Raw genomic sequence first — 24,042 nt, 5'->3', positions numbered from 1 at the left:
CAGGAGGCCCGTCATGGACACCAACGCCCTGCCCCGCTACGACACCGGCACCAACACCACCGGCTGCTGCCCCAAGTTCAACCCCATCGGCTGGGACAACCAGACGCTGCATTTCCGCGACAAGCCCTTCGTCCGCGCCCTGACCAAAAGCGCCATGCATGTGCCGCTGAACATGGGCACGGTCTTTACCCGCGTGCAGGAGCATATCGAGGACAGCGCCGCCTTCGATCCCGAACAGATGATCGTGCTCAGCCACGATCTGTCACCCTGGGAGGGCGAGCATTTCTTTGCCGTCACCCGCGAGGTCGAGGACGAAGAGATGGTCACCCTGTCGGGCGATTACATGACGCGGGTTTTCGAGGGCCCCTACAGCCAGGCGAAGGACTGGATGCACGACATGGAGGTCGCCGCCCGCGCCAACGGCAAAGAGCCCAAGACGGTCTACATGTTCTACACCACCTGTCCCCGCTGCGCGAAGGCCTACGGCGAGAATTACGTCGTCGGTGTCGTCGAGGTCTGAGATCCGTTCTCCGGCTGCTCCAGATGCTCCATGTCCAGCCGGTAATCCTCGGCCACCCTGAAGACGGTGCCGTTGGGCACTTCGTACCAATCCTCGCCATGGCTCACCGGTTCGGATGCGATCTCGACCGAATGGTAATGCGCCTTGGGGTCGTGGTGCACATGCGGTGCGCCACAGATCGGACAGTGATAGATGTGGTCGCGCCGCAGGTAGTAGAGCGACCGGTTGAGCCGCGATCCGATCATCCGGTCGCCATCTGTCAGAACGATATTCAGCCCCACGCGCGCCTCCGCGTCGATCTGCGCGGACCAACGCAGCACCTGCTCAAGCCCGGCCTTGACGGTGTCGAAGAGCCCACGTTCGGGATGCTGCAGAAAGAGCGTCATGAGATAGCGGAACACATGTTCGCTGTCGGTCGTGCCGCGGATTTCGCTTCGGTGCAGCGGGTCCATCGCCGCCAGCATCATTGGGCGGACAAGCTCGAAATTCGGCACTGTGCCGTTATGGGCGAAGATCCAGCGCCCGTGGTGAAAGGGATGCGTGTTCTCGATCGAGGTGCCGCCCACCGTGGCGCGGCGCACATGGGCCACCACCGTCCGGGCATAGACCCGCGACGCGGCGCGGCTGAAATGCTCGCCCTCGAAGGCGGCCCAGACCTGGCGTTCGATCATCGGCAGACCGTCGGCGTAATCGGCCACGCCCCAGCCGTGACCATGGGCATAGCCCTGCATGTCGCTTCGGCTTTGCGCCATGAGCGCGTTCTGCGACCGCACCAGGCCGCATTCCACCTTCGTGGGCTCATTGGCGTGCATGGCGTACAATCGGCACATTCGGCTTCTCCGCGTCTTCGCACGCCCAGCTATGCAGATCGGCGCGCGCGCGGGATGATCCGGATCAAGGCGGCGGGGCCGCCCGCGCCTAATCTTTCCCCATGTCGGAGATTTTCTGCCCAGACCCCTGTGACGAGATCGCCGCGCATTTGCTGCGCGACGAGCCCGCTCTGCTGTCCTCGGCCGGGTTCGGGGATTTCGTCCGGCAGGGCGCGGGCCCAGGCCCGGCGCTGCTGGTCGGCGACCAGTCCGAGATCCCGCTCTTGCGCACCGCGCCCCTGTCGCGCTTCGACCACCGCATGGCGCTTCTGGCGCGGCCGGGCGACATGGTCGCCGTGCGCCGCCGCGACCGGGGGTTCGAGGATTACCTCAAGCACATCCTGGGCCTTGCCGATATCGCCTTCATCGAGACCGAGGCGCACGGACCCGCCCCCGCGGCGGCGCAGATCCGCCTGTCGCCGCCGCTGCTGGAGGCCTGCGTGGACCTGTGCAAGCGGCACCGGGGCCTGACGCTGACACCGTATCTGACCACCGGCCACGTCTGGCGTCTGGCGCAGGCCATCGGCCAAGGCGCGGGCCGCCCGGTGCATGTGAACGGCCCCACGCCGAGGGCCGCGCGCCGCGCCAATGACAAGCTGTGGTTCGCCGATCTCGCCCGCCGCGTCATCGGCGGGGAGGCCACGCCGCCGACCTTTGCCGCCTTCGGCCCCGCCGCCGCCGCCGGTCTGGTGGCGCGCATCGGCCGCAGCGCCGATCAGGTGATCGTCAAGGTGCCCGACAGCGCAGGCTCGGCCGGGAACATCCGGCTGCCCAGCGCCGCGGTCAGGCACTTGCCGCTGGCCGCCCTGCGCTGGTTTCTGCTGGCGCGGCTGCGCGCGACGGGCTGGCGCGACGTCTACCCGCTGCTGGTCGGGGTCTGGGATGCGCATGTCACGCACAGTCCTTCGGTTCAGATGTGGCTGCCGCACCTCGATCAGGGTCCGCCCCGCATCGAAGGTATCTTTGAACAGCGGGTGCAGGGCACGGCCGCGACCTTTGTCGGAGCGCGGCGCAGCCCCTTGCCGCGCGCGCTGCAAGACCGGATCGGCGCCGAGGCGCTGAGAATCGCCGCCGTCCTGCAGCGGATCGGGTTTTTCGGACGATGCAGCTTCGACGCCGTGCTCTGCCACGGCGGCAAAGGCGGAGCGGCGATCCACTGGATCGAGTGCAACGGGCGCTGGGGCGGCGTGTCGATCCCGATGACGGCGCTTGGGCGGCTGGTTCCCGGGGAACGGGACCGCGCCATGCTGATCGTGCAGGAAATCCTGCCGCGCGACCCAAGGCCCGTCACTTGGATGGTCGAGGTTCTGGACGACCTGCTGCTCCGGCCTGGACAGACGGAAGGCGGCATCGGGATCCTGTCCCCGCCGCCCCATGCCGAAGGCTTTTCCGCAAACCTGGCCGCCATCGCCGAAAGCGACGACGCGGCAGAGCGGATGATGCAGACTGCCCTCGATCGTCTGGCAACCGGCACATGACCCGCGCCGCCTTGATCAGGATCAAGACGAAAGATGCACCGATGCGGCACCTTGGGGCCGATGGAAAGGAAAACAGGTCGGATATGAAATACCTTATGCTTTTGGTTCCGTTGCTGGTGATGGGATGCTCGCTGGAAAGCCCGCGGGTGGGGCGGATGCTCTTTGCCGAAAATTGCGCCTCGTGCCACGGCCCCGGCGGGCGCGGCGATGGCCCGCATGCCGCCAGCCTGAACACCCCTCCCGCCGATCTGACGCGGATCGCCGCACGGCGTGGCGGCAACTGGCCGATGCTCGAGGTGATGTCGATCGTCGACGGCTACGCCCGCCGCACCAACCCGCGCGAGGACATGCCGGTCTTTGGCGATTTCCTCGAGGGGGACATCGTGCTCTTCGACACCGGCAACGGCGTCAAGACCCCGACCCCGACCAAGCTGATCGCCCTGGCGAACTACCTCGAAAGCCTCCAGAACCCGGCGCCCACCGGCTACGTGCCCTGACCGGGCGCAGGCGGAAAAGCGCCTCGGGGCTTGAACGCAGGCACCGTCCGCCTGGACCCGGCAGGCGCGCGCCACCCCATGACGCGGAGACAGACCATGGACAAGACGACCCTTCTGATCGTGGCGGAGCCCGCCACACCGGATGCCGAGATCAAGGCGATGATCGAAGACCTTCCGGTCGACAAATATCACGTCGCCCTGCTGGTCGCGGGCGCCGCGCCGCCGTTTCCGGCCTATGCCTATGCCGCCCAGCCTTACGGCCCGGGGATATTCCCCGAAGACTGGCAGCAAAGCTATCAAGAGGCCGCGCAGCACGTGACAGACCGGGGCAACGCGCTGGAACAGCTCTTGCAGAAAGCGGGGCTTGAGGGCGATGTCACCACCATCTTCTGCGAGCCCGCCCTGCTGGACGACGAGGTCGCGGTGCGCGCGCAGCTTGCGGATTTCGTCTTTCTGCCGCCGTCGCTGAACGCCGATGCGCCGCATTTCGACCAGATCGTCGCCGGGCTGATCTATGAAAGCCCGCCGGGGCTGATCGTGAACGCGGCGAATACCATGAGCGTGCTGGCCGCGAAACGCCCCTTCGTGGCCTGGGACAGCAGCCTGCCCGCCACCCGGGCGGTGCACCGCGCCCTGCCCATCCTGCGCCGCGCGCAAGAGGTGACCGTCGCCGTCATCGACCCCAGGATGAAACACGGCGAGGTGTCCAGCGACCCCGGCGTCGACCTGGCCGCCTGGCTCACTCGCCACGGCTGCAAAGTGACCGTGCAGCAATATCCCGGCGGCGGGCGCGACGTGGCGACCGCGATCCGCGCAGAAGTGACCGAGACCGGATCCGATCTGCTGGTGATGGGGGCCTATGCCCGGTCGCGGGCGCGTCAACTGCTGTTGGGCGGGACGACGCAGAGCATGCTGGCGCAATCGGACGTTCCGGTGTTCCTGGTGCATTAGGCCGATGCGGGCCGGACCGCTGATCCTGCTTTATCTGGCGGTGGTCTGCCTGCCACTCGCGCTGTCGTGGATGCTGGGCCTGCCGCCGCGCCCTTTGCGGCACGAGGTTGCCTCGGGCCTTGGCATGCTGGCCTTTTCGATGATCCTGGCGGAGTTCGTGCTGTCGGGGCGGTTCCGCACGATCTCGGGCGGGGTGGGGCTCGATCACACGATCCGGTTTCACCAGCTGATGGCGCGCACGGCGTTGGTCTTTGCCCTGGCGCATCCGTTTCTTTACCGCTGGCTGCCGGGGCCGCAGAGGCCCTGGGACGTTAGCCGACAGCTGACGCTGACCACCGATTTCACCGCGCTGGCCAGCGGCATCGCGGCCTTCGTGCTGCTGCCGTCGCTGGTGATGCTGGCCTTCAACCGCGACGCGCTGGGATACCGGCACGAGCTTTGGCGCCTGCTGCACGGGCTGGGCGCGCTGCTGATCGCGGGGCTGCTGCTGCACCATGCTTTGGAGGCCGGGCGCTACAGCGCTCATCCACCGCTGGTCTGGACCTGGAGCACGATGACCGCCATTGCCGTCCTGTCGATGCTCTTCGTCTATGTGCTGAAGCCCGCCTACCAGCACCTGCATCCCTGGCGCGTGTCGCTGATCGAGCGGCTGAGCCCGCACCAATGGCGCATCCGCATCGCGCCCAAAGGCCACGCGGGTGTGCCCTACGAAGCCGGGCAATTCGTCTGGCTCAACATCGGCCATTCGCCGTTTTCGCTGCGGGAAAACCCGTTCTCCATCGCCTCGGCGCCGCGCAGCGGGCCCGAACTGGAATTCATCGTCAAAGGGCTGGGCGACTTCACCCGCAGCCTGGACAGCATCGCGCCCGGCACCACAGCCTATATCGACGGGCCGCACGGCACCTTGACGGCGGACGGGCGGGCCGAGCCGGGGATCGCGCTGATCGCGGGCGGGGTAGGCATCGCCCCCCTGCTGGGCATCCTGCGCGAGCTACGCCTGGCCAACGACCCGCGCCCCGTCACGCTGATCTACGGCAACCGCAGCGCCGCGCAGATCGCGTTCGGTGCGCAGCTCGACGAAATGGCCCGCGACGCGCGGGTTACCTTGGTGCACACCCTGTGCGAACCCAGCCCCGGCTGGACCGGCGAGGTGGGATTCGTTGATGCCGATCTGCTCGACAGGACGTTTACACCCGGCCAGTTCGCCGAGTGGCTCTTTGTCCTTTGCGGGCCGCCCGCGATGCTGACCTCGGTCGAAGAGGCGTTGCTGGCCCGCGGCGTCGCGGCCGGGCGCATTCTGTCGGAAAGGTTCGAGTATGACTGACCGTTGGCGGCGCATGACACAGCAGCGGCGGCTGGCGCTGACTGTCTGGATCGTCAACGCCATCGTGGTGCTGGTGCTGTTGGCCTTCACGCTGCGCTGACGCGCGCCCGGTCAGATCGCCGGCGGGCAATCCGGCGCGTCAAGCTCTTTGACCGGATCGTTCGGCCCGCATTCCTGACCCGACACCGGGTATTGGTCGGGGCCGGTGCAGGCGGTCAGGGCAAGGCAGGACAGCACCAGGGCAAGCAAAGCGGCAGGTTTCATGACGGGCTCCGATCGAGGCATTATTCCGGGGTCCATTCTGGACGCTTGGGCGCTCTGGCGGTTTGACCTCGATCAATCGCCGCGATCCGTCCGCGTGTTTGACGCGGATCAACCCCGCGCGCGGCCGGTCTGAGATATCTGGCGGTACGGAGGACGCGACAGGATGAAACCTTACGCCGTTCTTTTCGGTCTCTTGCTCGCCGTGCCGCTGGGCACGGCGCGGGCACAAGACATTCACGCCGTCTTTGAAGAGCGCTGCCTGGAGTGTCACGGGCATATGGGCCCCTTCGTCGAAGACCATCTGCGGCTCGAGAACGATGTGCTGACCGGCGCGGCAACCCCCGACCTTGCCGCCTTTCTGCGCCAGCACGAGGGCGGTCTGAACACTGACGAACTGGCGGTTTTTCTGCAAACCGCCGAACAGCAGATCCGCGCCGAGGGCTTTTTCCGCGAACGCTGCGCGCTCTGCCACGACCGGGCGCGGGTCTTCGTGCGCAAAAAGATGATCGTCAAGGACGGGATGCTGGTCGACCGCTATTCGGGGCGCAACATCGGCATGTTCATGCGCGGACACGCGCGGATCACACCGGAAGAGGCGGCCAGGCTTATCGAGGCATTCCTCGCCATCCGCGAAGGCGGCCGCTGACACGGGGGCCGCCCCGGCCAAGGCGGCCCTCGGGGCGCGGGACCAACGGGGCCGCTAACCGGCGGCCCTCTCGCGCCGCGCCTCGGCAACCTGCCTTGTGATCTCGCCGATGTGGCGCCCGTCGGTCCCGCAGCAGCCTCCCCAGACGTTGATGTGGGGGAAACGGCGCGCAAGGTCGGCCATCTGCCCGCCGAGCTCTTTCGGGTCGCCGTCTTCGAGATGACCGAGCTTGCAGAGATCGAGCGTTTCCATCGCCACAGCGTTGGGCATGAAGCCCCCCAACCGCCGGCTCCAGTCCCCGTCCGTCAGGCCGGGCACGAATTCGGTCGGGTGGGTGCAGTTGATCATGTAGTAGGCGGGGGCGCTGTCGGTTGCGGCGTCGACGGCGGCGATCGCCTCTTCCAGCGTCTCGCCGCCCTTCAGCCTGCCGCCCTTTGCGACGAAGAACGAGATCGCGACCGGCATGTCGGCGACCTTGGCGGCCCGTGCCAGACCGATTGCCTCTTCGACGCTTGAAAACGTCGCCGCGGTGACCTGATCGGCCCCGGCCTTCTTGAACGTCTCGATCTGTTCGGCGTGATATTCCTCGGCTTCGGCCGCATCCGGGGTGCGGCCGACGTTGTAGGCGTCGCCCCTCGGGCCGATCACGCCGCCGACGGTCATCGGGGTGCCGGGGCTGTCGTATTCGCGGGCGAAGTCCTTGTAGAACTCGATGCCGCGCAGGTTGATCTCTTCGAGCGCCTGCTTGTCGAACCCGATCAATTCGCCCCAATCGCGGCTGGCGCGATAGTGCAGGCCCTCATTGATCACCCCGAACCCGTTTTCCACGGCAGCTTCGACAAGCTTGCGCTGATAATCGGCCAGGCACGCGCGCCCGCGTTTGTCGTTGAGCAGCTCGAAAGCGCAGAAATGCCTAAGCTCGAACCCGTCGACATATTGCAGCCAGGTCTCAAACCCGCCCCCGCAGGTCATGTGATGGCCGTTCAATTGTGGAAGCCTTTGATCGAATGGCATGTGCCCTCCTCCTCTGCAGATCCGGAGCCTTAGCCATTCTAGCATATTCGCCGGTATCGGTTCACCCTGATGTCATCGGCCGGGCGCGCGGCGTCAAAGCTGAACAACGACACCCCCCGGCGTCCCGGCCCGCTCGCCTTACATGACTGGCAAGCGGTTCCCCGCGTTCGCCCATGTCAACGCCACCGGCTGGAGCAAGACCGACGCGCCGATGCGCTTTCAGAAGATGCCCGAGGTCGAGGAAATCCATTCTGTCACCGGCGACACCTGCACGATCCTGAAGGCGTGCAGGCAAAGCGCCCGGGGGACAGAGGCTTTGCTGGCCAGGCTCTATGCCCGGCCCGACGTCCTCTCGACCAAGTGTCACGTGGCGCTATCGACCTGTCTGAAGCGTCCGGTGCAGGCGGGCATCGCGCCGCACTGACCCCTGCGGGCCTCCACCGGAACCGGGCGGGGCCCAAGACTGCCGCGGTCAGTCTTCGCTCTTGGGCGGCTGGAAGGCCTGCGTGCTCATCTCGACCAGCTTGCCGGTTTCCTCCTGGTACTGGTCAATGGCCTTTTGCACGAATTCCGCCTGAATGTGCTGAAGCTGGTCCATGTCCTTGCAATGCAGCATCTCGTGCTGGGTCTTGACGTCTTCCTTCAGCCGCTCGGCCACAAAGCTCATGGCCTCGGCGCCGATATCGCTCATGGCTTCCATCCACGCGGTGCCCATCGCGGCGAAATTGCCGAAACCGGCCTCCTGCAACTGGGCGAACGGGTTTGCCGGGGTTTCGGGCGCGGTCTTGTCGGGGTTGGATTTGGCGGTCATCTGTCGTCCTCCGGTTGGCCTGCGGTCGGGCAGAGTGTGACCTTCGGGGCGCGCCTTTCATTGACCTGAATCAATCCGCCCTGCGACCGCACCATTCCCGCACAGGGCGATCAGAGCGCGATGGCGCCGCCGAGATGCCTGGCCAGTTCTTCGTCGGAAAGCGTGGTCAGGTCGTTGCACAGCTCTGCCGCCACGACCGCGCGCAATGGCGCGCTCATCGCCCTGCGCAGCAGCCCCAGCATCCGCGGCCCCGCAGCCAGGATCAGGCTGTCGAACGCGCGGTTCCGGTGTGCCTCTTCCAACGCGGCGGCGATGTCGCGCGCCAGTTCCGGCGTGTCCGGTCCGGGCGGCGGCGCGGTTATCCGGATCGCGTGCTTGAGCGCGCAAAGCCCGCGATCGGGTCCGTGGTATTCGTACACGCGGGGGCCGCGGCGGCCGGCCAGCAGCACCCATGCGACGGTCGGTGTCATCGTGTTCTCCTGCTTTGGTCGCATGGCGATTTTTTGCACGGCGTAGCCGTTGCGCATTGACGCGCATCAATTGCTTTTGTCATGGTCGCCGGACCCCTGTACCTGTCTGACCCGCAAAGGCGCGCCCGGTATGGACGAAGCCACTCAAGAAACCGCCCTGTTCCGTGCCTTGCTGAATGCTTGCGCCGATGCGGTGGTCGTTTCAGACGAAGAGGGCCGAATTTTGCGTCTCAACCCCGCCGCGACCGAGCTTTTCGGCTATGCCACGGGCGAACTGGAAGGGCAGAACGTCAATGTGCTGATGCCCCGCGCGCTGGCCGAAAGACATGACCAATTCATGTCGCATCATCTGGAAACCGGCGAGACCCGGATCATCGGAGAAGGCCGGGATGTGGAAGGGCTGCGCAAGGATGGCAGCGTCTTTCCCATGCACATCTCCATCGGTCGCGCGGATTACGCCGGCCAGACCTATTTCGTCGCGATCCTGCACGATCTGACGCGCCAGCAGAACACGCAAAGGGCGCTGGAACGGTCCCAAAGGCTGGACGCCATCGGCCAGATGACCGGCGGGATCGCACATGATTTCAATAACTTGCTGACGGTGATCATCGGCAATCTGCAATTGCTGCAAATGCGCGGCGGCGACGACAAGCACGAGGAACTGGTCGATGGCGCGCTGTCGGCGGCCGAGCTTGGGGCCGAGCTGATCCGCCAGCTCATGGTCTTCGCCCGCCAAAGCGCGCTCAAACCGGTCGAGGCCGATCTGGGCGTGCTTTGCAAAGACACGCTGCCGCTGCTGGAACGCACCCTGGGCGAGAGCAACACCATCAAGGTCAGCATCGCGCCGGATCTGCACAACGTACTGGTCGATCCGGTTCAACTTCGGACTGCGCTGGTCAACCTTGCGCTGAACGCGCGCGACGCGATGGAAAACGACGGGCATTTGCTGATCTCGATCGAGAACGTAAGCATCGACGACACCTATATGGCGCAGGAAACCGCCGTCAGAATAGGCGATTACGTCCGGTTGAGCGTCAGCGACAATGGCATCGGCATGTCACTGGAAACTCAGAAACGCGCGTTCGAGCCGTTCTTCACCACCCGCTTCGACAAGGGGGGCACCGGGCTGGGGCTGGCCATGGTTTACGGCTTCGTGCGCCAGTCCGCGGGGCATCTGTCGCTTTACAGCGAACCCGGGCACGGAACGACGGTCAGCCTCTACTTGCCGGTCCTGCCGGGCGACGCGGCCGGGCACCCGTCGCCCGACGCGGTCGAAATCAGCGCCCCGCCCAGAGGCAACGGCGAAACGGTGCTGGTGGTCGAGGACAATCCAGAGGTTCGCGGCTTTGCCGTCGCCCGCCTGCGCGACATCGGCTATCGCACCGAAGAAGCCAAGACCGGCGAGCAGGCCTACGAGATGCTCAAGGCCGGAACCCGGGCCGATGTGGTCTTTTCCGATCTGGTGATGCCGGGGCGGTTCAACGGGTTCGAACTGGCCGCGCGGCTGGCCGAGGAATTTCCGTCGGTCAAGGTGCTGTTGACCTCGGGCTGTGCCAGCGACGTGGTGTCCGGCAAGGCGATGCTCGACGGCGATTACGACATCCTCCACAAGCCTTATCACCACGCCGATCTGGCCCGCCGGATCCAGGCCATGCTGACCCCGGAGTGACGCGGGGCCGCTGGGCCCGCCGCGCCTGACCTGCCTGTCGCGCCCGCTTCGGCGGGTGTCAGGACCGATTGAGCAATATCAATCGGCCGCAAAATTTTCCCGCAGTAGTTGATCTACGAACGGTTTCCGATTCCCTATGCGGGAGGCGCGCCCATCGTGCGTCCCGCCTGTGAAAGTCCTGGTTCGGCAAAAGCCAATCATTTTCGAGGAACGCGTCATGACCCCACAAGACACACCGAAACGCAAGGACCGCAAGAACCGCAAGGACATCGCATTGAAGGTGCGGGTCGATCTGCTGGACGGGCAGCCCCCGCAGGACGGGCCGGGCGCCGCCGTCTACGCCTTTTCCAAGGGCGGACGCGTGATCGCCCGCGCGCCTTTGGGCCGGGACGGCGCCGCCGTATTGCCGATTCCCGTTCCCAAAGAGGCGATGTCGCTGAACGTGGTCGCCGGGCCGTCCGTCGATGACGACGCCTCGGGCCTTGCCGAGCTTCTGCGCCGGGGCGGGGCGCGCCGGACCGTCCGCATCGACGCGGATGCGGCCGAGGCCGAGGTCGCCTTCGAGGTTCTGCCCAACCACTGGCTTTGCTGGTTCGCGTCGCGCTGCCATGTGCCCGGCAAACTGGTCAAGCGGACCGAGCTGGACGGGATGAAGATCGACCTGCCGGTCTGCAACGCCACGGTCGAGGTCTATGAGGTCGACCCGATCCCGCTGATCGTCGCGCGCATTCCGGACGACATCCTCGAGCGGTTCCGCCGCTGGATCGTCGAACCCGAGCCCTGGCCCTGGGAAATCCTGCTGCCCGAGGCACGCCGTGTGCCTATTCCGCGCCCGCCGCGCCCGGATTTCGGCGGATCGCTGGCGCTGGCGTCCGAGATGGATCAGCCCGAAGCGCCGGCAGAGGCGGGCTTTGCCGGCAACGCCCCGGCCTCGGTTCCGGCGGAACTGAAGATCGCCGCGCAGGTCGCCACGCTGCCGCAATTTCGCGACGCGCTGGTGCGCGCGCCCGACCTGAGCCGCTTTCTGATCTGCCGCTATTTCCCGGCGGGTGTCAGCAAGCAGCTCGTCGCCACCGCCACGACCGACGAATGCGGCAATTTCCACGCGGTGTTCTTTCGCGGCTGCAAGAACCCCGACGCGCCCGACCTCTACTTCAAGGCCAAACGGCATTTCGGGCCGTTCGAGATCACCATCTACGCGCCCACGCCGGTGGCCTGCTATACCCGCTGGAACTATGTCTGCGGCACCCATGTGGACCTGGTCACCACCCATGCGCTGGCGCCCACCTGCGCGCCCTGCCAGCCGATCGAGGCCCCGGCGGACGACTGGGTCGCGGTGATGCATATCGGCAATCTGCCGCTCAGCCGCATCCGCGGCGCGTCGCCCAATCAGGGCATTATCGACAGCGATACGCCCGGCAACGAGGGCCTGGTGTTTATCGACGAAAACGAGGCGCTGCACGCCGATACCTTCGACGGCCGGCCCATGGGCGGACTTCTGCGCCCGCATATGGAATTCGACAACGGCCTGCGCGCCAAGGGCATCGAATACTATCAGTTTTCCTGGCGCGAGGGCACGACGGGCGCCTTCCAGCCGCTCGACCACGAGGTCCACCGGCATTATTCCTACGAGGCCCCGGGCGCCAGCGAACCGACGATGGAGGTCTACCCGCTTGGCCCTTTCGTGGTCGGCGGCAAGGCGCTCTTCAGGATACCGCCGGCGCTGCCGCCCAAGGGCAAGTGGGTCTATCCCAACCTGGTCGAGAACCACACGAGCGCGAAATTCCCCTCGCAAACCCACGCCCCCGCGGCGAAGGCCGGGAAGTTCCAGCTGAAGATCGACCTTTTCGATGCGTCCGGCACGCTGGTCGACATCGACGCCGCCGCGACCAAGGCGATCTTCGTGGTGCCCGAAGAGCTCGATCTTTCGAAACCCGCGACCGTGCACACCAAGGATGCCGATCCGCTGGGAATGGTGGTGGACGACGACGGCGACGGCAAGCGCAGTTTCGTCCTGACCCTGCATATCGACAACACCGCGTGCGAGGCGGCGATCGAACCGGCCAAGCGCGGCTTGCTGCCCGCCAACGCCTGCGGCGTGCTGGCTTATTCTCTGGCGAACATATCCTCCATCGTGTCGATGCCGTTCACGGCGCTCCATGACAACGGTTTCGCCACCTACCAGTTCACGCTGAAACGCGGTGTGACGCTGCTTGGCGGGCAAACCATCGGCGGCGTCAGCCCGTTGACCAACCCGCGCGCCGCGCCGCCGGGGGATTATGGGCAGACGGCCTCGGTCCAGACGCTGACCATGGCCTATCCCGCGCTCGGCCTGCCGCAATGCGACATGGCCGCGTTTTCGGAGGCGATCCACGTCTGGGCCATGGCCACCAACGGCTGGCGGCGGCTGAGCGAATACGACGCCTACGACCACGGCGCCTTTGTGCTGGCGCCGGATACCGCGCCCTGACGCCGAAACAGCGCGGCGCAGGGGACTGCGCCGCGCCCGCCCCCGACACGCATGATCCTCAAGGGGAGGAGAGACGTGGAAAACGTCACCCGACTGCAACGCGACATCCTCGACCGGCTGACCGAGCGCGACACTTCGGCCTCGGTGCGCTGGACCGACGTCCGCGGCATCGCCAGCGCGCTGAGCGGGCGGCTGCTGCCGCCCGACCGTGTGCGCGAACGGCCCGAGGCGGTGCTTGACGCCTTTCTCGACGCGCTCGGCCCGCTGGTCGGCCCGGAAAACGGCGCCGAGGTCTGGCGCTTTGTTAAGGCGAGCGGCGCAAAGGACGACCGGCTGCGCATCCGCGCGATGCAGATGGCCAAGGGTCTGCCGATCCACTGCGCGAGCCTGGTGCTTTACGCCGACGCCGAGAGGGGCGTCTACCGAGCCCAGAGCGGCGGGTATCGCGAGGTCGACGTGCCGCCGCTGGAATACCGCGGCCGGCCCGTGGATGTCGGCCAGCGCGAACAGACCCTGCGCCGGCGGCTGATCCGCAACCTGCGCGCCGACGAGGCGGGCGCAAAATTCATCGACCGCAAGATCGAGACCGGCTTTGGCGACGACAGGATCGCAGAACGGAACTTTCCGCTGAACGCGCCGCCGGTGCACTGGCTTTACCCGCAAAAGGACGAGTTCCGGCATGTCTTGCGGCTTTATGCCTACCAGCCGACCGAATGGCTGGGCGTCAACGGCGAGACGACCAAAAGCATCAAGATGGTCGACATGGTGGTCGATCTGCTGACCGGGCGCACGATCCATCAGGGCGGCCCGATCGGGGTGTGGTCCGACGTGACCGCGGATGGCCGCTCGACCCTGCAGCAGGGCGGCGGCTATATCACCCGCCCGCTTCTGGCGGTGCGCGAGGACATGGCCGAGCGCCTGCTGGTCAACCGCACCAACACCACCGACATCTTCACCCACCACGCCGGCGGCAGCGATTCCGGGCTGGAAACCAAGCTGCAGAACGGCACCGATCTTTCGACCGACACCGACGGGCATTGGAACGACACCACCACCAGCTGCACCGGAACCGATCGCGAGGACAGCCAGCAGCCGGAAACCGACGCGCATTTCTTCGCGCAGGAGGCGTATCGTTATTACGACGGGCTGGGCTGGGAAGGTTTCGACAACGGCGAATGGGGCACATCGGCCTGCGACGTGCGCGTGACGGCGCATATCGGAATCGACGACAACGCCTATTTCTGGCGCTGGGTCGATGGGTCGGGGCGGCATTTCGGCTATCTGGCGTTTTATGACGGCGAATGCTCGGGCGGGTCGGTGGCGATGGATTTCATGGCGGGCGATCCGGGGATCTTTGCGCATGAATACCAGCACGCGGTGACCTATTTCGGGTCGGTCGACAGCGCCGGAGACCCCGGTTACCTGGAAACCGGCGGCTGGCACCGCGCTCTCCACGAAGGCCTGTCGGATTCCGCCGCCGGTCTGCGCACCGGGCAATGGACCGCGCCGGGGCTCTGGCCCGATGGGGCCTGCCGCAACGACCGGCCCTTCCGGCGCATCGAATATCCGCGCAGCACCGACACGAAAAGCGGGTCCGCCTATGTCGATCACTACGACGACCGGGTCGGCGCGGGCGCGCCCTATTCCAACTCGACCATCCTGTCGCACGCGCTGTTCCTGGCCGGGCAAGGCGGCGTGCACGAACGCACCAGCCGCCCGGCCGAGCTGATCCCCGTGCCCGGCGCGGGCAACGCCAATATCTTCGCCGTCATGCATGACGCGGTGACAGATTATTTCGACAGCATCCCGGCCAACTCCACCGGCGTGCAGACAATGATCGAGGCCGCCAACCTGATCCTGGACGCGGCCGAGGCGGCGGCGGGCGACACGCGCAGCTGTGAATACGACATGCTGCGGCGGGCGTTCTACGCGGTGGGGCTTTTCCCGTTCGACAGCTCTTTCGTCAAGCAGAGCTACGGCGGCGAGGCCTGCATGTTGCCCTGGACCGTCGCCTGGAAGCATTCGCGCCCCTACCTGGGATTTCCCGCGCATTGGTGGCGGTCGCCGGATCTGTTCGTCAACAACGGGTCGGGGGTGGAATACGACGCCGATGTGGGGGCGGAAAACGACCTTTTCGCGCGGGTGCGCAACATCGGCGATCAGGACCTGACCAACGTCGTCGTCCGGTTCTACTTCCGCGCTCACGGCACAGCACTGCCGCCCAGCTCGACCGCGTGGAAACCCTGCCAGGACAGCACCGGCACCGATTGCGTACTGACCATCCCGACGCTGGCGGCGGGCTCGATGAACATCGCCAACCCCGCCAGCCCGCCGGCAAGCCAGGCGGTCAAGTGGTTCCTGCCCGCGTCGGAAATCGTGGCCGGTGTCGACCACTTCTGCCTCCGCGCCGAGATCGAGGTCGCCGGGGCCGCCAATCACGACAACGATTGCCCCTACCGGGTGCAATCCAACGTCAGCTATACCCCGCTGTCGCTGGCCGACGGGCTGGGCATCCGTTTCATCGTCGCCAACTGGGAAAAGGAGTCGGTGCCGCTCGATCTCGAGATCGACGACCGCGCCCTGCCCGACGGCGTGCGGCTGCATTTCGAAGGCCCCGGCGATCTCAAGGACCGGCGGCTGGAGCCCGGCGAAGAGGTCGCGCTGCACTGGAAGGTCGAGGCGCCCCTGCGTGACGCCGACTGGTTCCGCCCGCCCTTCGACGGCGCTGTGACGGGCCGGATCGCGGGCGATCTGCTGAACGGCGCCTGGTTCGACGCCGAACTGAGCGACGTCCGCACCGTCAGACAGGTGGCGCCGCGCCGGACCGTGCATGTCGAGGGCTTTCTCGCCGGGCGGCTGCGGCGCAGGGACCGCAAGCTTCAGGGCCGGTTCGAGGGCGAGCTGAACACCGAGGACGGTACCCTGACCGGCGTCTGGGTCACCGTCCGGCACCGCGCGCGCCGGAGGCCGAAGCACGTCAAGCTCGAGATCAAGGCAGCGTTGCGCCCCACCCGCGCGGTGCATTTCACGCAAAGGATCCGCGGCGAACCGGTTGGCGGCGTCACCTACACCCTGCGCTGGCCCGACAGGGACCGGCCAAGTTGACGCCTCGGGTTCTGACTTCGGTCAAGGCGGCCCGCGGGCCGCCTTGCTACGCTCAGGGCCGATACCGATGTTGGAGGCCCGGATGCAGGAGCCGGTCATCGCCTTTCTGTCCGATCCTCAGAGCCACGGCATCGCCGGGCCGGTCGAGGTGATCCAGACCCACAGCGCCATCGTCTTTCTTGCGGGCGGCCACGCCTACAAGATCAAGCGGGCGGTGAAATACGATTATCTGGATTTCCTGTCGCTTGCTGCGCGCGAGGCGGTGCTGCGCCGCGAACTGGCGCTGAACAAGCCCGCCGCCCCGACGATCTACGACCGCGTCGTGCCGATCACCCGCGACAGCTCTGGCGCGCTGGCGCTCGACGGGCCGGGCGATCCGGTGGAATACGTGCTGGTCATGCGCCGCTTTCCGGCAAAGGACGAGCTGGCCAATATCGCCGAGGCCGGCGGGCTGACCATTCCCATAGCCGACGCGCTGGGGCGCTCGGTCGCGGGCTATCACGCCGCGGCAGAGGTCCTGCGGACCGGCGAAGGCGCGGTGCTGATCCACGAGATCATCGAAGAGCTGGAGCGCGTCTTTGCCGGCATGACCGACACGCTGGGCGCGGATCCTGTCGCGCATTTCAGCATGGCCGCCCGGGCGCAGCTGCAGCGCCACCGGGCGCTGCTGGACCGGCGCAGCGGCGAGGGCCGGGTGCGGCGCTGCCACGGCGATCTGCACCTCAAGAACCTGGTGATGATCGACGGCGTGCCGGTGCCCTTCGACGCGCTGGAATTCGACGAGCGGCTGGGCACCTGCGATGTCTATTACGACCTCGCGTTCCTGATCATGGACCTCTGGCACCGGGGGCTGCGTGTGCAGGCCAACGCGATGCTGTCGGCCTATGTGTCGGTCACCGGCGATATCTCTGGGCTGGCCGCGCTGCCGCTCTTTCTGGGCATCCGCTCGGCCATCCGCGCCATGGTCGATGTGCAGACCTGGCGGCTGACAGGCGACGCGACGCTGACGCGCAACGCCCTCACCTACCTGACCGACGCCAATGCCTTCCTGGACCCACCGCCGCCCCGGCTGGTGGCCATCGGCGGGCTGTCGGGGACCGGCAAGACCACGGTCGCGCGGCTGATCGCGCCCGGGATCGGCCCGCCGCCCGGCGCGCTGGTGCTGCGCAGCGATGTCGAGCGCAAGGCGCTCTTCGGCGCGGCCCCGCTGGAGCCCCTGCCGCCCTCGGCCTATTCCGAGGCCGCCAGCCGACGCACCTACGTCCGGCTTTTCGCGCGCGCGGCAGAGGCGCTGGCGGCGGGGCACGGGGCGCTTCTGGACGCGACGTTCCTTGATGCGCAAGACCGCGCCGCCGCGGCGCGGGTCGCCGCGCGGGCGGGTGTGCCGTTTCAGCCCGTCTGGCTGACCGCCCCGCCCGACATCCTCGCCCGCCGCATCCGGACCCGCGCGGCGGACGCGTCAGACGCGACCGAGGCTGTGCTGCGCGCCCAGATCGCCTCGGCCAAGGCCCCCGGGGACTGGCCCCGCGCCGATGCCTCGGGCGATCCCGAGACCAGCGCCGCGGCGGCGCGCACCTGTCTTGACGCACAGGAAGGAGCCGGTCAGCCGCCCGACGATCCGCAGCTGAGCGGCTGATCCAGCGACGCCTTCGCGATCACCTCCGACCCCGGCTTCGGCGCGGCCTCGCCGAACCGGCCGAGGTTGTAGATGTCGCCGTGCTGGACGATCTGTCCATCGGCATCCGGAAAGAGCGTGAAGTATCCCAGCCGGACCGGAATGGGCGGCGCGGGCGCATCGAAGGTGCGTGTGCCGTTGGCATGGGCGTGCACCTCGGCCAGCGGCATGTCCAGCACCCAGGCCACCAGATCATCCCAGCGGTGCACCCGGATGCAGCCATGCGACAGCGCCCGCTCTTCGCGCTCGAACAGCTCGCGGTGGTTGGTGTCGTGCATGTAGACCAGCAGCCCCGGCTGCATCCGCACCGCCGCCAGCCCAAGCGGATTGCTCGGCCCCGCGGGCCAGACCCTGTCGCGATACTCGCCGCTGGCGATCATCGACGGGGTGGGCCGCCAGGTCGGGCGAAAGCGCACGGCGGTGGTGTAGGTCCTGAGGCGTGGCGTGCGGTTCCACGGCGTGCCCACGATCACCTTGCTGCGAAAGACCGGTGTGCCGTCCTGGAACGTGACCAGCTCGAAGGCGGGGATGTTGACGAGGATCGCCTTGCCCACAGGCGGCACGCGATAGGGGATCGCGTTGCGATCCAGCAACCGCTGAAAGGCCGAGCGCGGCGGATCCGCGCCGTCCTCCTGCGCGGCGGCGGCGAGCGCCATGAGAAAGGCGCAGACCAGGGTCAGCGCCGCGAGAACGATGCGCCGTAATAGGGATAGGGGGCCTGCCATTCGGGGTCTGCTCCTTTCCGGCGAAAAGCTTTATCTGCTGCGTCCATTTAACCACCGTGCCGCCGGGGCCGATTTGACGTCAATCAATGCGGCGCGCGGCGGGGCCGCTTTGACTGGGGGCGGGCGAAGGGATGCGAAAGGATGTGACGATGCGCGCGATGGTTCTGCATGCCGGCGAGCGCAGGCTGCGCCCCGAACGGCTGGACGCGCCGCGGCCCGGGCCGGGCCAGCTGCGCATCCGCATCGAGGCCTGCGGCGTCTGCCGCACCGACCTGCACATCGTCGATGGCGATCTGACAGAGCCCGCGCTGCCGCTGATCCCCGGCCACGAGATCGTCGGGCGAGTGGCCGAGCTTGGCGCCGGCGTCACCGGCTTTGCCCCGGGCTAAAGGGTCGGCGTGCCCTGGCTGGGAGCGACCTGCGGCGCCTGCCCCTATTGCCTCGAGGGGCACGAGAACCTCTGCGACGCGCCGGGTTTTACCGGCTACACGATCAACGGCGGCTATGCCGAGCAATGCGTGGCCGACGCGCACTATGTCTTCCCCCTGCCCGAGGACCGCGATCCGGTGGCGCTGGCCCCGCTGCTCTGCGCCGGGCTGATCGGCTACCGCAGCCTGCGCATGGCCGGGGATGCGCGGCGGCTGGGGTTTTACGGCTTCGGCGCGGCGGCGCATATCCTGGCGCAGATCGCCGTCTGGCAGGGGCGCGAGGTCTATGCTTTCACCCGGCCGGGCGACATCGCGGCACAGGATTTCGCGCGCGACACCGGCGCGGTCTGGGCCGGCGGGTCGGACCAGCCCGCGCCGGTCCTGCTGGACGCGGCGATCCTCTTTGCCCCCGTCGGCGCGCTGGTGCCCGTGGCGCTGAAGGCCCTGCGCAAGGGCGGCAGCGTTGTCTGCGGCGGCATCCACATGAGCGACATCCCGTCGTTCCCCTACCACGACCTCTGGCACGAGCGGCGGATCCTGTCGGTCGCCAACCTGACCCGCCGCGACGGGGAGGAGTTCTTTCCTCTTGCCGATCAGGCGGATGTACAGACGCAAACCACCGCCTATCCGCTGGAGGCGGCCAACGACGCGCTGGACGATCTGCGCGGCGGCCGGTTGCAGGGTGCGGCGGTTCTGGTGCCCGGTGCAGGTCAATCGGGTGCCGCCCCTTGACGGACCATGGGCGCAGTGCCTACCTTCCTATATGATTTCTTTACGCGCGGGAAGTTGCGGACCCTCCGGCCCGCGCCCCTTCGGACGAGACCATGAAATTCAGCAAGATTAAAAACATGGAAGAATTCGCCGCGGTGAGCGGCATTTCGCGTCCGACCGTCTCGAAATATTTCAACGACCCCAGCAGCGTCCGCGACAGCACCCGCGCGCGCATCGAAGCGGCGCTCGAGCGGTACGATTACCGCCCGAATCTTTTCGCAGTGAACCAGAACCGGCGGCTGACCAAGAATGTGGGTATCGTGGTGCCCTACCTCGCCGATCCCTTCTTCGCCGAGATCGCCCGGCGCATCGAACAGCGGTGCATCGCGGCGGGGCTGCGCCCGACGCTTTACAGCGCGCATGGCCAGCAGGCGCTGGAGAATGACATCCTCGACGCGCTGCGCGACCTGCGCCCCGCAGGGGTGCTGATGGCGCCGCTGGGCCGCGCGTCGGACCGGTCCCAGGTCGAGCGATTCTGCCGCGACGTGCCCACGGTTCTTTTCGATAGCAACATCGAGGGGATCGGCGAAGCCTTTGTCGGGTCGGACAATTTCAGCTTTGTCTCGCAGACCGTCGAATATCTGACCCGCACCGGCGAACCGCCGGCCTTCTTCGAGATGCGCATCCCCGCCAACCCCAACGCGAACAAGCGGCGGCTGGCCTATATCAAGATGATGGACCGCCTCGGCTTTGAGCCGCACATCGTCAAGGCCGAGGGCGAAGGCTGGGCCTTCGAGGACATCGGGCGGCGCGGCGCGCTGAAGGTGCTGCAGGACGGGTCCCTGCCGACCAACTCGATCCTGTGCAGCAACGACCGTTTGGCGATCGGCTTCCTGTCGGCCTGTTACGCTCTGGGCATCAACGTCGGTTCGGGCGAAGGCTGTGCGATCCGCGTGGCGTCGAACGACGACCACCCGTTTTCGAAATTCACCTGCCCGCCGCTAACCACGGCGGCGCACGATTACGATTCGGTGGCGAATCGCAGCGTCGAGACGCTGCTCGAGGTGATCGAAAGCGGCGGGCGGCTGGCCACCCGGACCGAAACGCTCTTTCCCGCCAAGATGATCCTGCGGGAATCGGCCTGAATCCGCGAAAGTTTGCGCGCGTAAAAAAATTGTTGACGCGGGCGAAGATTTGCAACTACCGTAAAGCCATAACATCCAAGACAGGGAGGATTCGGATGTCTTTCAAGAACGCACTTTGTGCGGCTTCTGCGCTTGCGCTGATTGCAGGCGGCGCAGCTCACGCGGAAACCATCACCATCGCGACCGTGAACAACGGCGACATGATCCGCATGCAGGGTTACACCGATGACTTCACAGCCAAGACCGGCCACGAGGTCGAGTGGGTCACCCTCGAGGAAAACGTGCTGCGTCAGCGCGTGACCACCGACATCACCACCAAGGGCGGCCAGTTCGACATCATGACCATCGGCATGTACGAAACACCGATCTGGGGTGCGAACGGCTGGCTGGTGCCGCTGGACGATCTGAGCGCCGAATACGACGTCGACGATATCCTGCCCGCGATGCGCAACGGTCTGAGCAACGACGGCACGCTTTATGCGGCCCCGTTCTATGGCGAAAGCTCGATGATCATGTACCGCACCGACCTGATGGAACAGGCCGGTCTGGAAATGCCCGATGCGCCGACCTGGCAGTTCATCCGCGAAGCCGCGGCTGCGATGGACGACCCGGAAAACGACATCAACGGCATCTGCCTGCGCGGCAAGGCCGGCTGGGGTGAGGGCGGCGCCTTCATCACCGTGACGGCGAACTCGTTCGGCGCGCGCTGGTTCGACGAGGATTGGAACGCCCAGTTCGATCAGCCCGAGTGGAAAGCGGCGCTGGAATTCTACGTCGACCTGATGAACAGCTACGGCCCCGAGGGCTATGCCACCAACGGCTTCAACGAGAACCTGTCGCTGTTCCAGCAGGGCAAGTGCGGCATGTGGATCGACGCCACTGTGGCGGCGTCCTTCGTGACCAACCCCAACGACTCGACCGTGGCCGACAGCGTGGGTTTTGCGCTGGCGCCGAATTCCGAAGGTGTCGAAAAGCGTTCGAACTGGCTCTGGGCCTGGGCGCTGGCGATCCCCGCCGGTACGCAAAAGGCTGACGCGGCAAAGCAGTTCATCGAATGGGCCACCTCGAAAGACTACATCGAGCTGGTTGCGGCGAACGAAGGCTGGGCCAACGTGCCCCCGGGTGCGCGCACCTCGCTTTACGAGACGCCTGAGTACCAGGAAGTCCCGTTTGCCAAGATGACGCTCGACTCGATCAACGCGGCCGATCCGACGGATCCGACGGTCAAGCCGGTGCCCTATGTCGGCATCCAGTTTGTCGCCATCCCGGAATTCGCCGGTATCGCAACCGAAGTCAGCCAGGAATTCTCGGCTGTCTACGCTGGCCAGCAGTCCATCGACGAGGCGCTTGAAAAGGCGCAGGCCATCACCAACGAGGCCATGGAAGCAGCGGGCTACCGCTAAGGTTTCCATACCGGTTCGGGGGCGGCGCATGCCGCCGCCCCCACGCAATTTCCGATTTTTGCCCTTTCATCAGACCCTGCGCATTGGCGCGAAGAAGGGGGTGACTCCTCATGGCTACCAAAGCTTCCCGATCCGCCGCCCGATTGATGATGGCCCCCGCCGTGGTGCTGCTTCTGGGGTGGATGCTGATCCCGCTCATTCTCACGCTGACGTTCTCGTTCAAGAAGTTCCTGCCGCTGCGCGGCGATCAGATCGAGAGCGGCTGGGACTGGTTCACCTTTTTCCCGAGCCTCGACTGGGTCGGGTTCGAGAATTACGGCCGGTTCATCGGCTCCAGCTCGTTCTGGCCGGCAGTTCAGACCACCCTCGTCATCGTGCTGGGCGTGCTCTTCATCACCGTTGTCCTCGGCATCCTGCTGGCGCTCTTGCTGGATCAGCCGATGTGGGGCCAGGGTGTCGTGCGCATCCTCGTGATCGCGCCCTTCTTCGTCATGCCGACCGTGTCGGCGCTGGTCTGGAAGAACATGTTCATGGACCCGGTGAACGGTCTTTTCGCCCATCTGTGGCGCTTTTTCGGGGCCGAGCCGATTGCCTGGCTCTCCGAGGCCTCGCTGCCCTCGATCATCATGATCGTCAGCTGGCAGTGGCTGCCTTTCGCGACGCTGATCCTGCTGACCGCGATCCAGTCGCTGGATGGCGAGCAGCTTGAAGCCGCCGAGATGGACGGTGCGCCGCCGCTCAAGCGGTTCTGGTTCATCATCCTGCCGCACCTGAGCCGGGCGGTCACCATCGTGATCCTGATCCAGACGATCTTTCTGCTTTCGGTCTTCGCCGAGATCTTCGTCACCACCGGCGGCGCCTTCGGCACCCGGACCCTGACCTACCTGATCTTCCAGCGGGTTCTGGAAAGCCAGAACGTCGGGCTGGGATCGGCGGGCGGCGTCTATGCCATCATCCTTGCCAACATCGTTGCCATCTTCCTGATGCGCATCGTCGGCAAGAACCTGGACACCTGAGGGGGGACGATCATGGCACGCGCTGTCACCAACCGTCGCAAGACGCTCAATACCGGGCTGGCATGGGCGATCGGGTTCATCATCTTCTTCCCGATCCTCTGGACCATCCTGACCAGCTTCAAGACCGAGGCCCAGGCCATCAGCAACCCGCCGGTCTTCCTGTTCTTCGACTGGACGCTGGAAAACTACGCCATCGTGCAGGAACGTTCGAACTATGTGCGGTTCCTGTGGAATTCGGTGATCATCGCGGGCGGCTCGACCATCCTCGGCATCATCATCGCGGTGCCGGCGGCCTGGTCCATGGCCTTCGTCCCGTCGAAGCGGACCAAGGACATTCTGCTTTGGATGCTGTCGACAAAGATGCTGCCGGCGGTCGGTGTGCTTTATCCGATCTACCTGATCTGCGTCGAGCTCGGCGTGCTCGACAGCCGCATCGCCCTTGTGGTGGTGATGATGCTGATCAACCTGCCGATCATCGTCTGGATGCTTTACACATACTTCCGCGAAATCCCGGGCGAAATCCTGGAAGCCGCGCGGATGGACGGTGCCGGGCTGAAGGAAGAGGTGCTCTATGTACTGACGCCGATGGCCATTCCGGGGATCGCCTCGACGGTGCTGCTCAACTTCATCCTGGCGTGGAACGAGGCCTTCTGGACGCTTAACCTGACCGCGGTCAACGCGGCACCGCTGACCGCCTTCATCGCCAGCTACTCCAGCCCCGAAGGCCTCTTCTTTGCCAAGCTCAGCGCGGCCTCGACCATGGCCATTGCGCCGATCCTGATCATGGGCTGGTTCAGCCAGAAACAACTCGTCCGCGGCCTGACCTTCGGCGCGGTTAAGTGAGGAACGTA

Annotated in this window: 21 protein-coding genes and 1 pseudogene; 16 read left to right on the top strand and 6 right to left on the bottom strand. The window is 66.2% G+C overall.

Annotation, left to right across the window (positions count from 1 at the left end; genetic code table 11):
* Positions 1 to 13: 13 nt before the first annotated feature.
* The gene (locus RXV88_RS10100; protein WP_316292488.1) at positions 14 to 520 is read left to right on the top strand and encodes a hydrolase; all 507 of its coding nucleotides are present in this window, start codon (positions 14 to 16) and stop codon (positions 518 to 520) included.
* Here RXV88_RS10100 and RXV88_RS10095 read toward each other — a convergent pair.
* Complete coding sequence (locus RXV88_RS10095; protein WP_316292487.1) at positions 493 to 1,350, bottom strand: class II glutamine amidotransferase; 858 nt, start codon at positions 1,348 to 1,350, stop codon at positions 493 to 495. The genes RXV88_RS10100 and RXV88_RS10095 overlap by 28 nt on opposite strands.
* A gap of 101 nt (positions 1,351 to 1,451) precedes the next feature.
* On the opposite strand from RXV88_RS10095, the gene RXV88_RS10090 reads away from it, so the two are divergent.
* From RXV88_RS10090 to RXV88_RS10075, 4 genes are all read left to right on the top strand, one after another.
* Positions 1,452 to 2,867: a hypothetical protein gene (locus tag RXV88_RS10090; RefSeq protein ID WP_316292485.1), complete on the top strand. Its 1,416-nt coding sequence runs from the start codon at positions 1,452 to 1,454 to the stop codon at positions 2,865 to 2,867.
* Between the two features lie 83 nt (positions 2,868 to 2,950).
* Entirely contained in the window at positions 2,951 to 3,364 is a 414-nt protein-coding gene (locus RXV88_RS10085) for a cytochrome c (protein WP_316292484.1), read from the top strand.
* Between the two features lie 96 nt (positions 3,365 to 3,460).
* On the top strand, positions 3,461 to 4,315 hold the full coding sequence (locus tag RXV88_RS10080; protein ID WP_316292483.1) for a universal stress protein: 855 nt from the start codon (positions 3,461 to 3,463) through the stop codon (positions 4,313 to 4,315).
* Between the two features lie 4 nt (positions 4,316 to 4,319).
* Entirely contained in the window at positions 4,320 to 5,639 is a 1,320-nt protein-coding gene (locus tag RXV88_RS10075) for a ferredoxin reductase family protein (RefSeq protein ID WP_316292481.1), read from the top strand.
* Between the two features lie 111 nt (positions 5,640 to 5,750).
* Here RXV88_RS10075 and RXV88_RS10070 read toward each other — a convergent pair whose 3' ends face one another.
* A complete protein-coding gene (locus tag RXV88_RS10070; RefSeq protein ID WP_316292479.1) occupies positions 5,751 to 5,903 on the bottom strand; it encodes a hypothetical protein in 153 nt (50 codons plus the stop codon).
* A 163-nt stretch (positions 5,904 to 6,066) separates the two neighbouring features.
* Here RXV88_RS10070 and RXV88_RS10065 point away from each other — a divergent pair, with 163 nt between their 5' ends.
* On the top strand, positions 6,067 to 6,549 hold the full coding sequence (locus tag RXV88_RS10065) for a hypothetical protein (protein ID WP_316292477.1): 483 nt from the start codon (positions 6,067 to 6,069) through the stop codon (positions 6,547 to 6,549).
* A gap of 54 nt (positions 6,550 to 6,603) precedes the next feature.
* On the opposite strand, the gene RXV88_RS10060 is transcribed toward RXV88_RS10065, so the two are convergent.
* Positions 6,604 to 7,563 carry a homocysteine S-methyltransferase family protein gene (locus tag RXV88_RS10060; protein WP_316292476.1) on the bottom strand — a complete coding sequence of 320 codons (960 nt, stop codon included), beginning with the start codon at positions 7,561 to 7,563 and terminating at the stop codon, positions 6,604 to 6,606.
* Between the two features lie 142 nt (positions 7,564 to 7,705).
* On the opposite strand from RXV88_RS10060, the gene RXV88_RS10055 reads away from it, so the two are divergent.
* Positions 7,706 to 7,987 carry an Lrp/AsnC ligand binding domain-containing protein gene (locus tag RXV88_RS10055; protein WP_316292474.1) on the top strand — a complete coding sequence of 94 codons (282 nt, stop codon included), beginning with the start codon at positions 7,706 to 7,708 and terminating at the stop codon, positions 7,985 to 7,987.
* 48 nt (positions 7,988 to 8,035) lie between these two features.
* On the opposite strand, the gene RXV88_RS10050 is transcribed toward RXV88_RS10055, so the two are convergent.
* Positions 8,036 to 8,374 (bottom strand): phasin family protein, encoded by a 339-nt coding sequence (locus RXV88_RS10050; protein ID WP_316292473.1) that lies wholly within the window; start codon positions 8,372 to 8,374, stop codon positions 8,036 to 8,038.
* 110 nt (positions 8,375 to 8,484) lie between these two features.
* Positions 8,485 to 8,901, bottom strand: coding sequence for a host attachment protein (locus RXV88_RS10045; protein WP_316292472.1), 417 nt, complete (start codon positions 8,899 to 8,901; stop codon positions 8,485 to 8,487).
* A gap of 73 nt (positions 8,902 to 8,974) precedes the next feature.
* On the opposite strand from RXV88_RS10045, the gene RXV88_RS10040 reads away from it, so the two are divergent.
* From RXV88_RS10040 to RXV88_RS10025, 4 genes are all read left to right on the top strand, one after another.
* Positions 8,975 to 10,513: a PAS domain S-box protein gene (locus RXV88_RS10040; RefSeq protein WP_316292470.1), complete on the top strand. Its 1,539-nt coding sequence runs from the start codon at positions 8,975 to 8,977 to the stop codon at positions 10,511 to 10,513.
* 217 nt (positions 10,514 to 10,730) lie between these two features.
* Positions 10,731 to 12,983 carry a hypothetical protein gene (locus tag RXV88_RS10035; RefSeq protein ID WP_316292468.1) on the top strand — a complete coding sequence of 751 codons (2,253 nt, stop codon included), beginning with the start codon at positions 10,731 to 10,733 and terminating at the stop codon, positions 12,981 to 12,983.
* A 75-nt stretch (positions 12,984 to 13,058) separates the two neighbouring features.
* Positions 13,059 to 16,088, top strand: a complete 3,030-nt coding sequence (locus RXV88_RS10030; RefSeq protein ID WP_316292467.1) for a hypothetical protein — start codon at positions 13,059 to 13,061, stop codon at positions 16,086 to 16,088.
* Positions 16,089 to 16,170: 82 nt separating this feature from the next.
* A complete protein-coding gene (locus RXV88_RS10025) occupies positions 16,171 to 17,724 on the top strand; it encodes an AAA family ATPase (protein ID WP_316292466.1) in 1,554 nt (517 codons plus the stop codon).
* Here the strand turns inward: RXV88_RS10025 and RXV88_RS10020 are convergent.
* Positions 17,691 to 18,488 (bottom strand): L,D-transpeptidase family protein, encoded by a 798-nt coding sequence (locus RXV88_RS10020; RefSeq protein WP_316292464.1) that lies wholly within the window; start codon positions 18,486 to 18,488, stop codon positions 17,691 to 17,693. The genes RXV88_RS10025 and RXV88_RS10020 overlap by 34 nt on opposite strands.
* Positions 18,489 to 18,619: 131 nt before the next feature.
* On the opposite strand from RXV88_RS10020, the pseudogene RXV88_RS10015 reads away from it, so the two are divergent.
* The 5 genes and pseudogenes from RXV88_RS10015 to RXV88_RS09995 all read left to right on the top strand — a co-directional run bounded on the left by RXV88_RS10015 (position 18,620) and on the right by RXV88_RS09995 (position 24,034).
* A pseudogene (locus RXV88_RS10015) lies at positions 18,620 to 19,648 on the top strand (zinc-dependent alcohol dehydrogenase family protein).
* Positions 19,649 to 19,740: 92 nt separating this feature from the next.
* Complete coding sequence (locus RXV88_RS10010; protein WP_316292462.1) at positions 19,741 to 20,772, top strand: LacI family DNA-binding transcriptional regulator; 1,032 nt, start codon at positions 19,741 to 19,743, stop codon at positions 20,770 to 20,772.
* Between the two features lie 95 nt (positions 20,773 to 20,867).
* Positions 20,868 to 22,175 carry a sugar ABC transporter substrate-binding protein gene (locus tag RXV88_RS10005; protein WP_316292461.1) on the top strand — a complete coding sequence of 436 codons (1,308 nt, stop codon included), beginning with the start codon at positions 20,868 to 20,870 and terminating at the stop codon, positions 22,173 to 22,175.
* A gap of 110 nt (positions 22,176 to 22,285) precedes the next feature.
* Positions 22,286 to 23,191 (top strand): sugar ABC transporter permease, encoded by a 906-nt coding sequence (locus tag RXV88_RS10000; protein WP_316292460.1) that lies wholly within the window; start codon positions 22,286 to 22,288, stop codon positions 23,189 to 23,191.
* A 12-nt stretch (positions 23,192 to 23,203) separates the two neighbouring features.
* Positions 23,204 to 24,034 (top strand): carbohydrate ABC transporter permease, encoded by an 831-nt coding sequence (locus RXV88_RS09995; RefSeq protein WP_316292459.1) that lies wholly within the window; start codon positions 23,204 to 23,206, stop codon positions 24,032 to 24,034.
* Positions 24,035 to 24,042 lie beyond the last annotated feature (8 nt).

The sequence above is a fragment of the Aestuariicoccus sp. MJ-SS9 genome, assembly GCF_032586235.1.
Classification (GTDB): Bacteria; Pseudomonadota; Alphaproteobacteria; order Rhodobacterales; family Rhodobacteraceae; genus Aestuariicoccus.
This window is presented reverse-complemented; position numbering and strand designations above follow the sequence as displayed.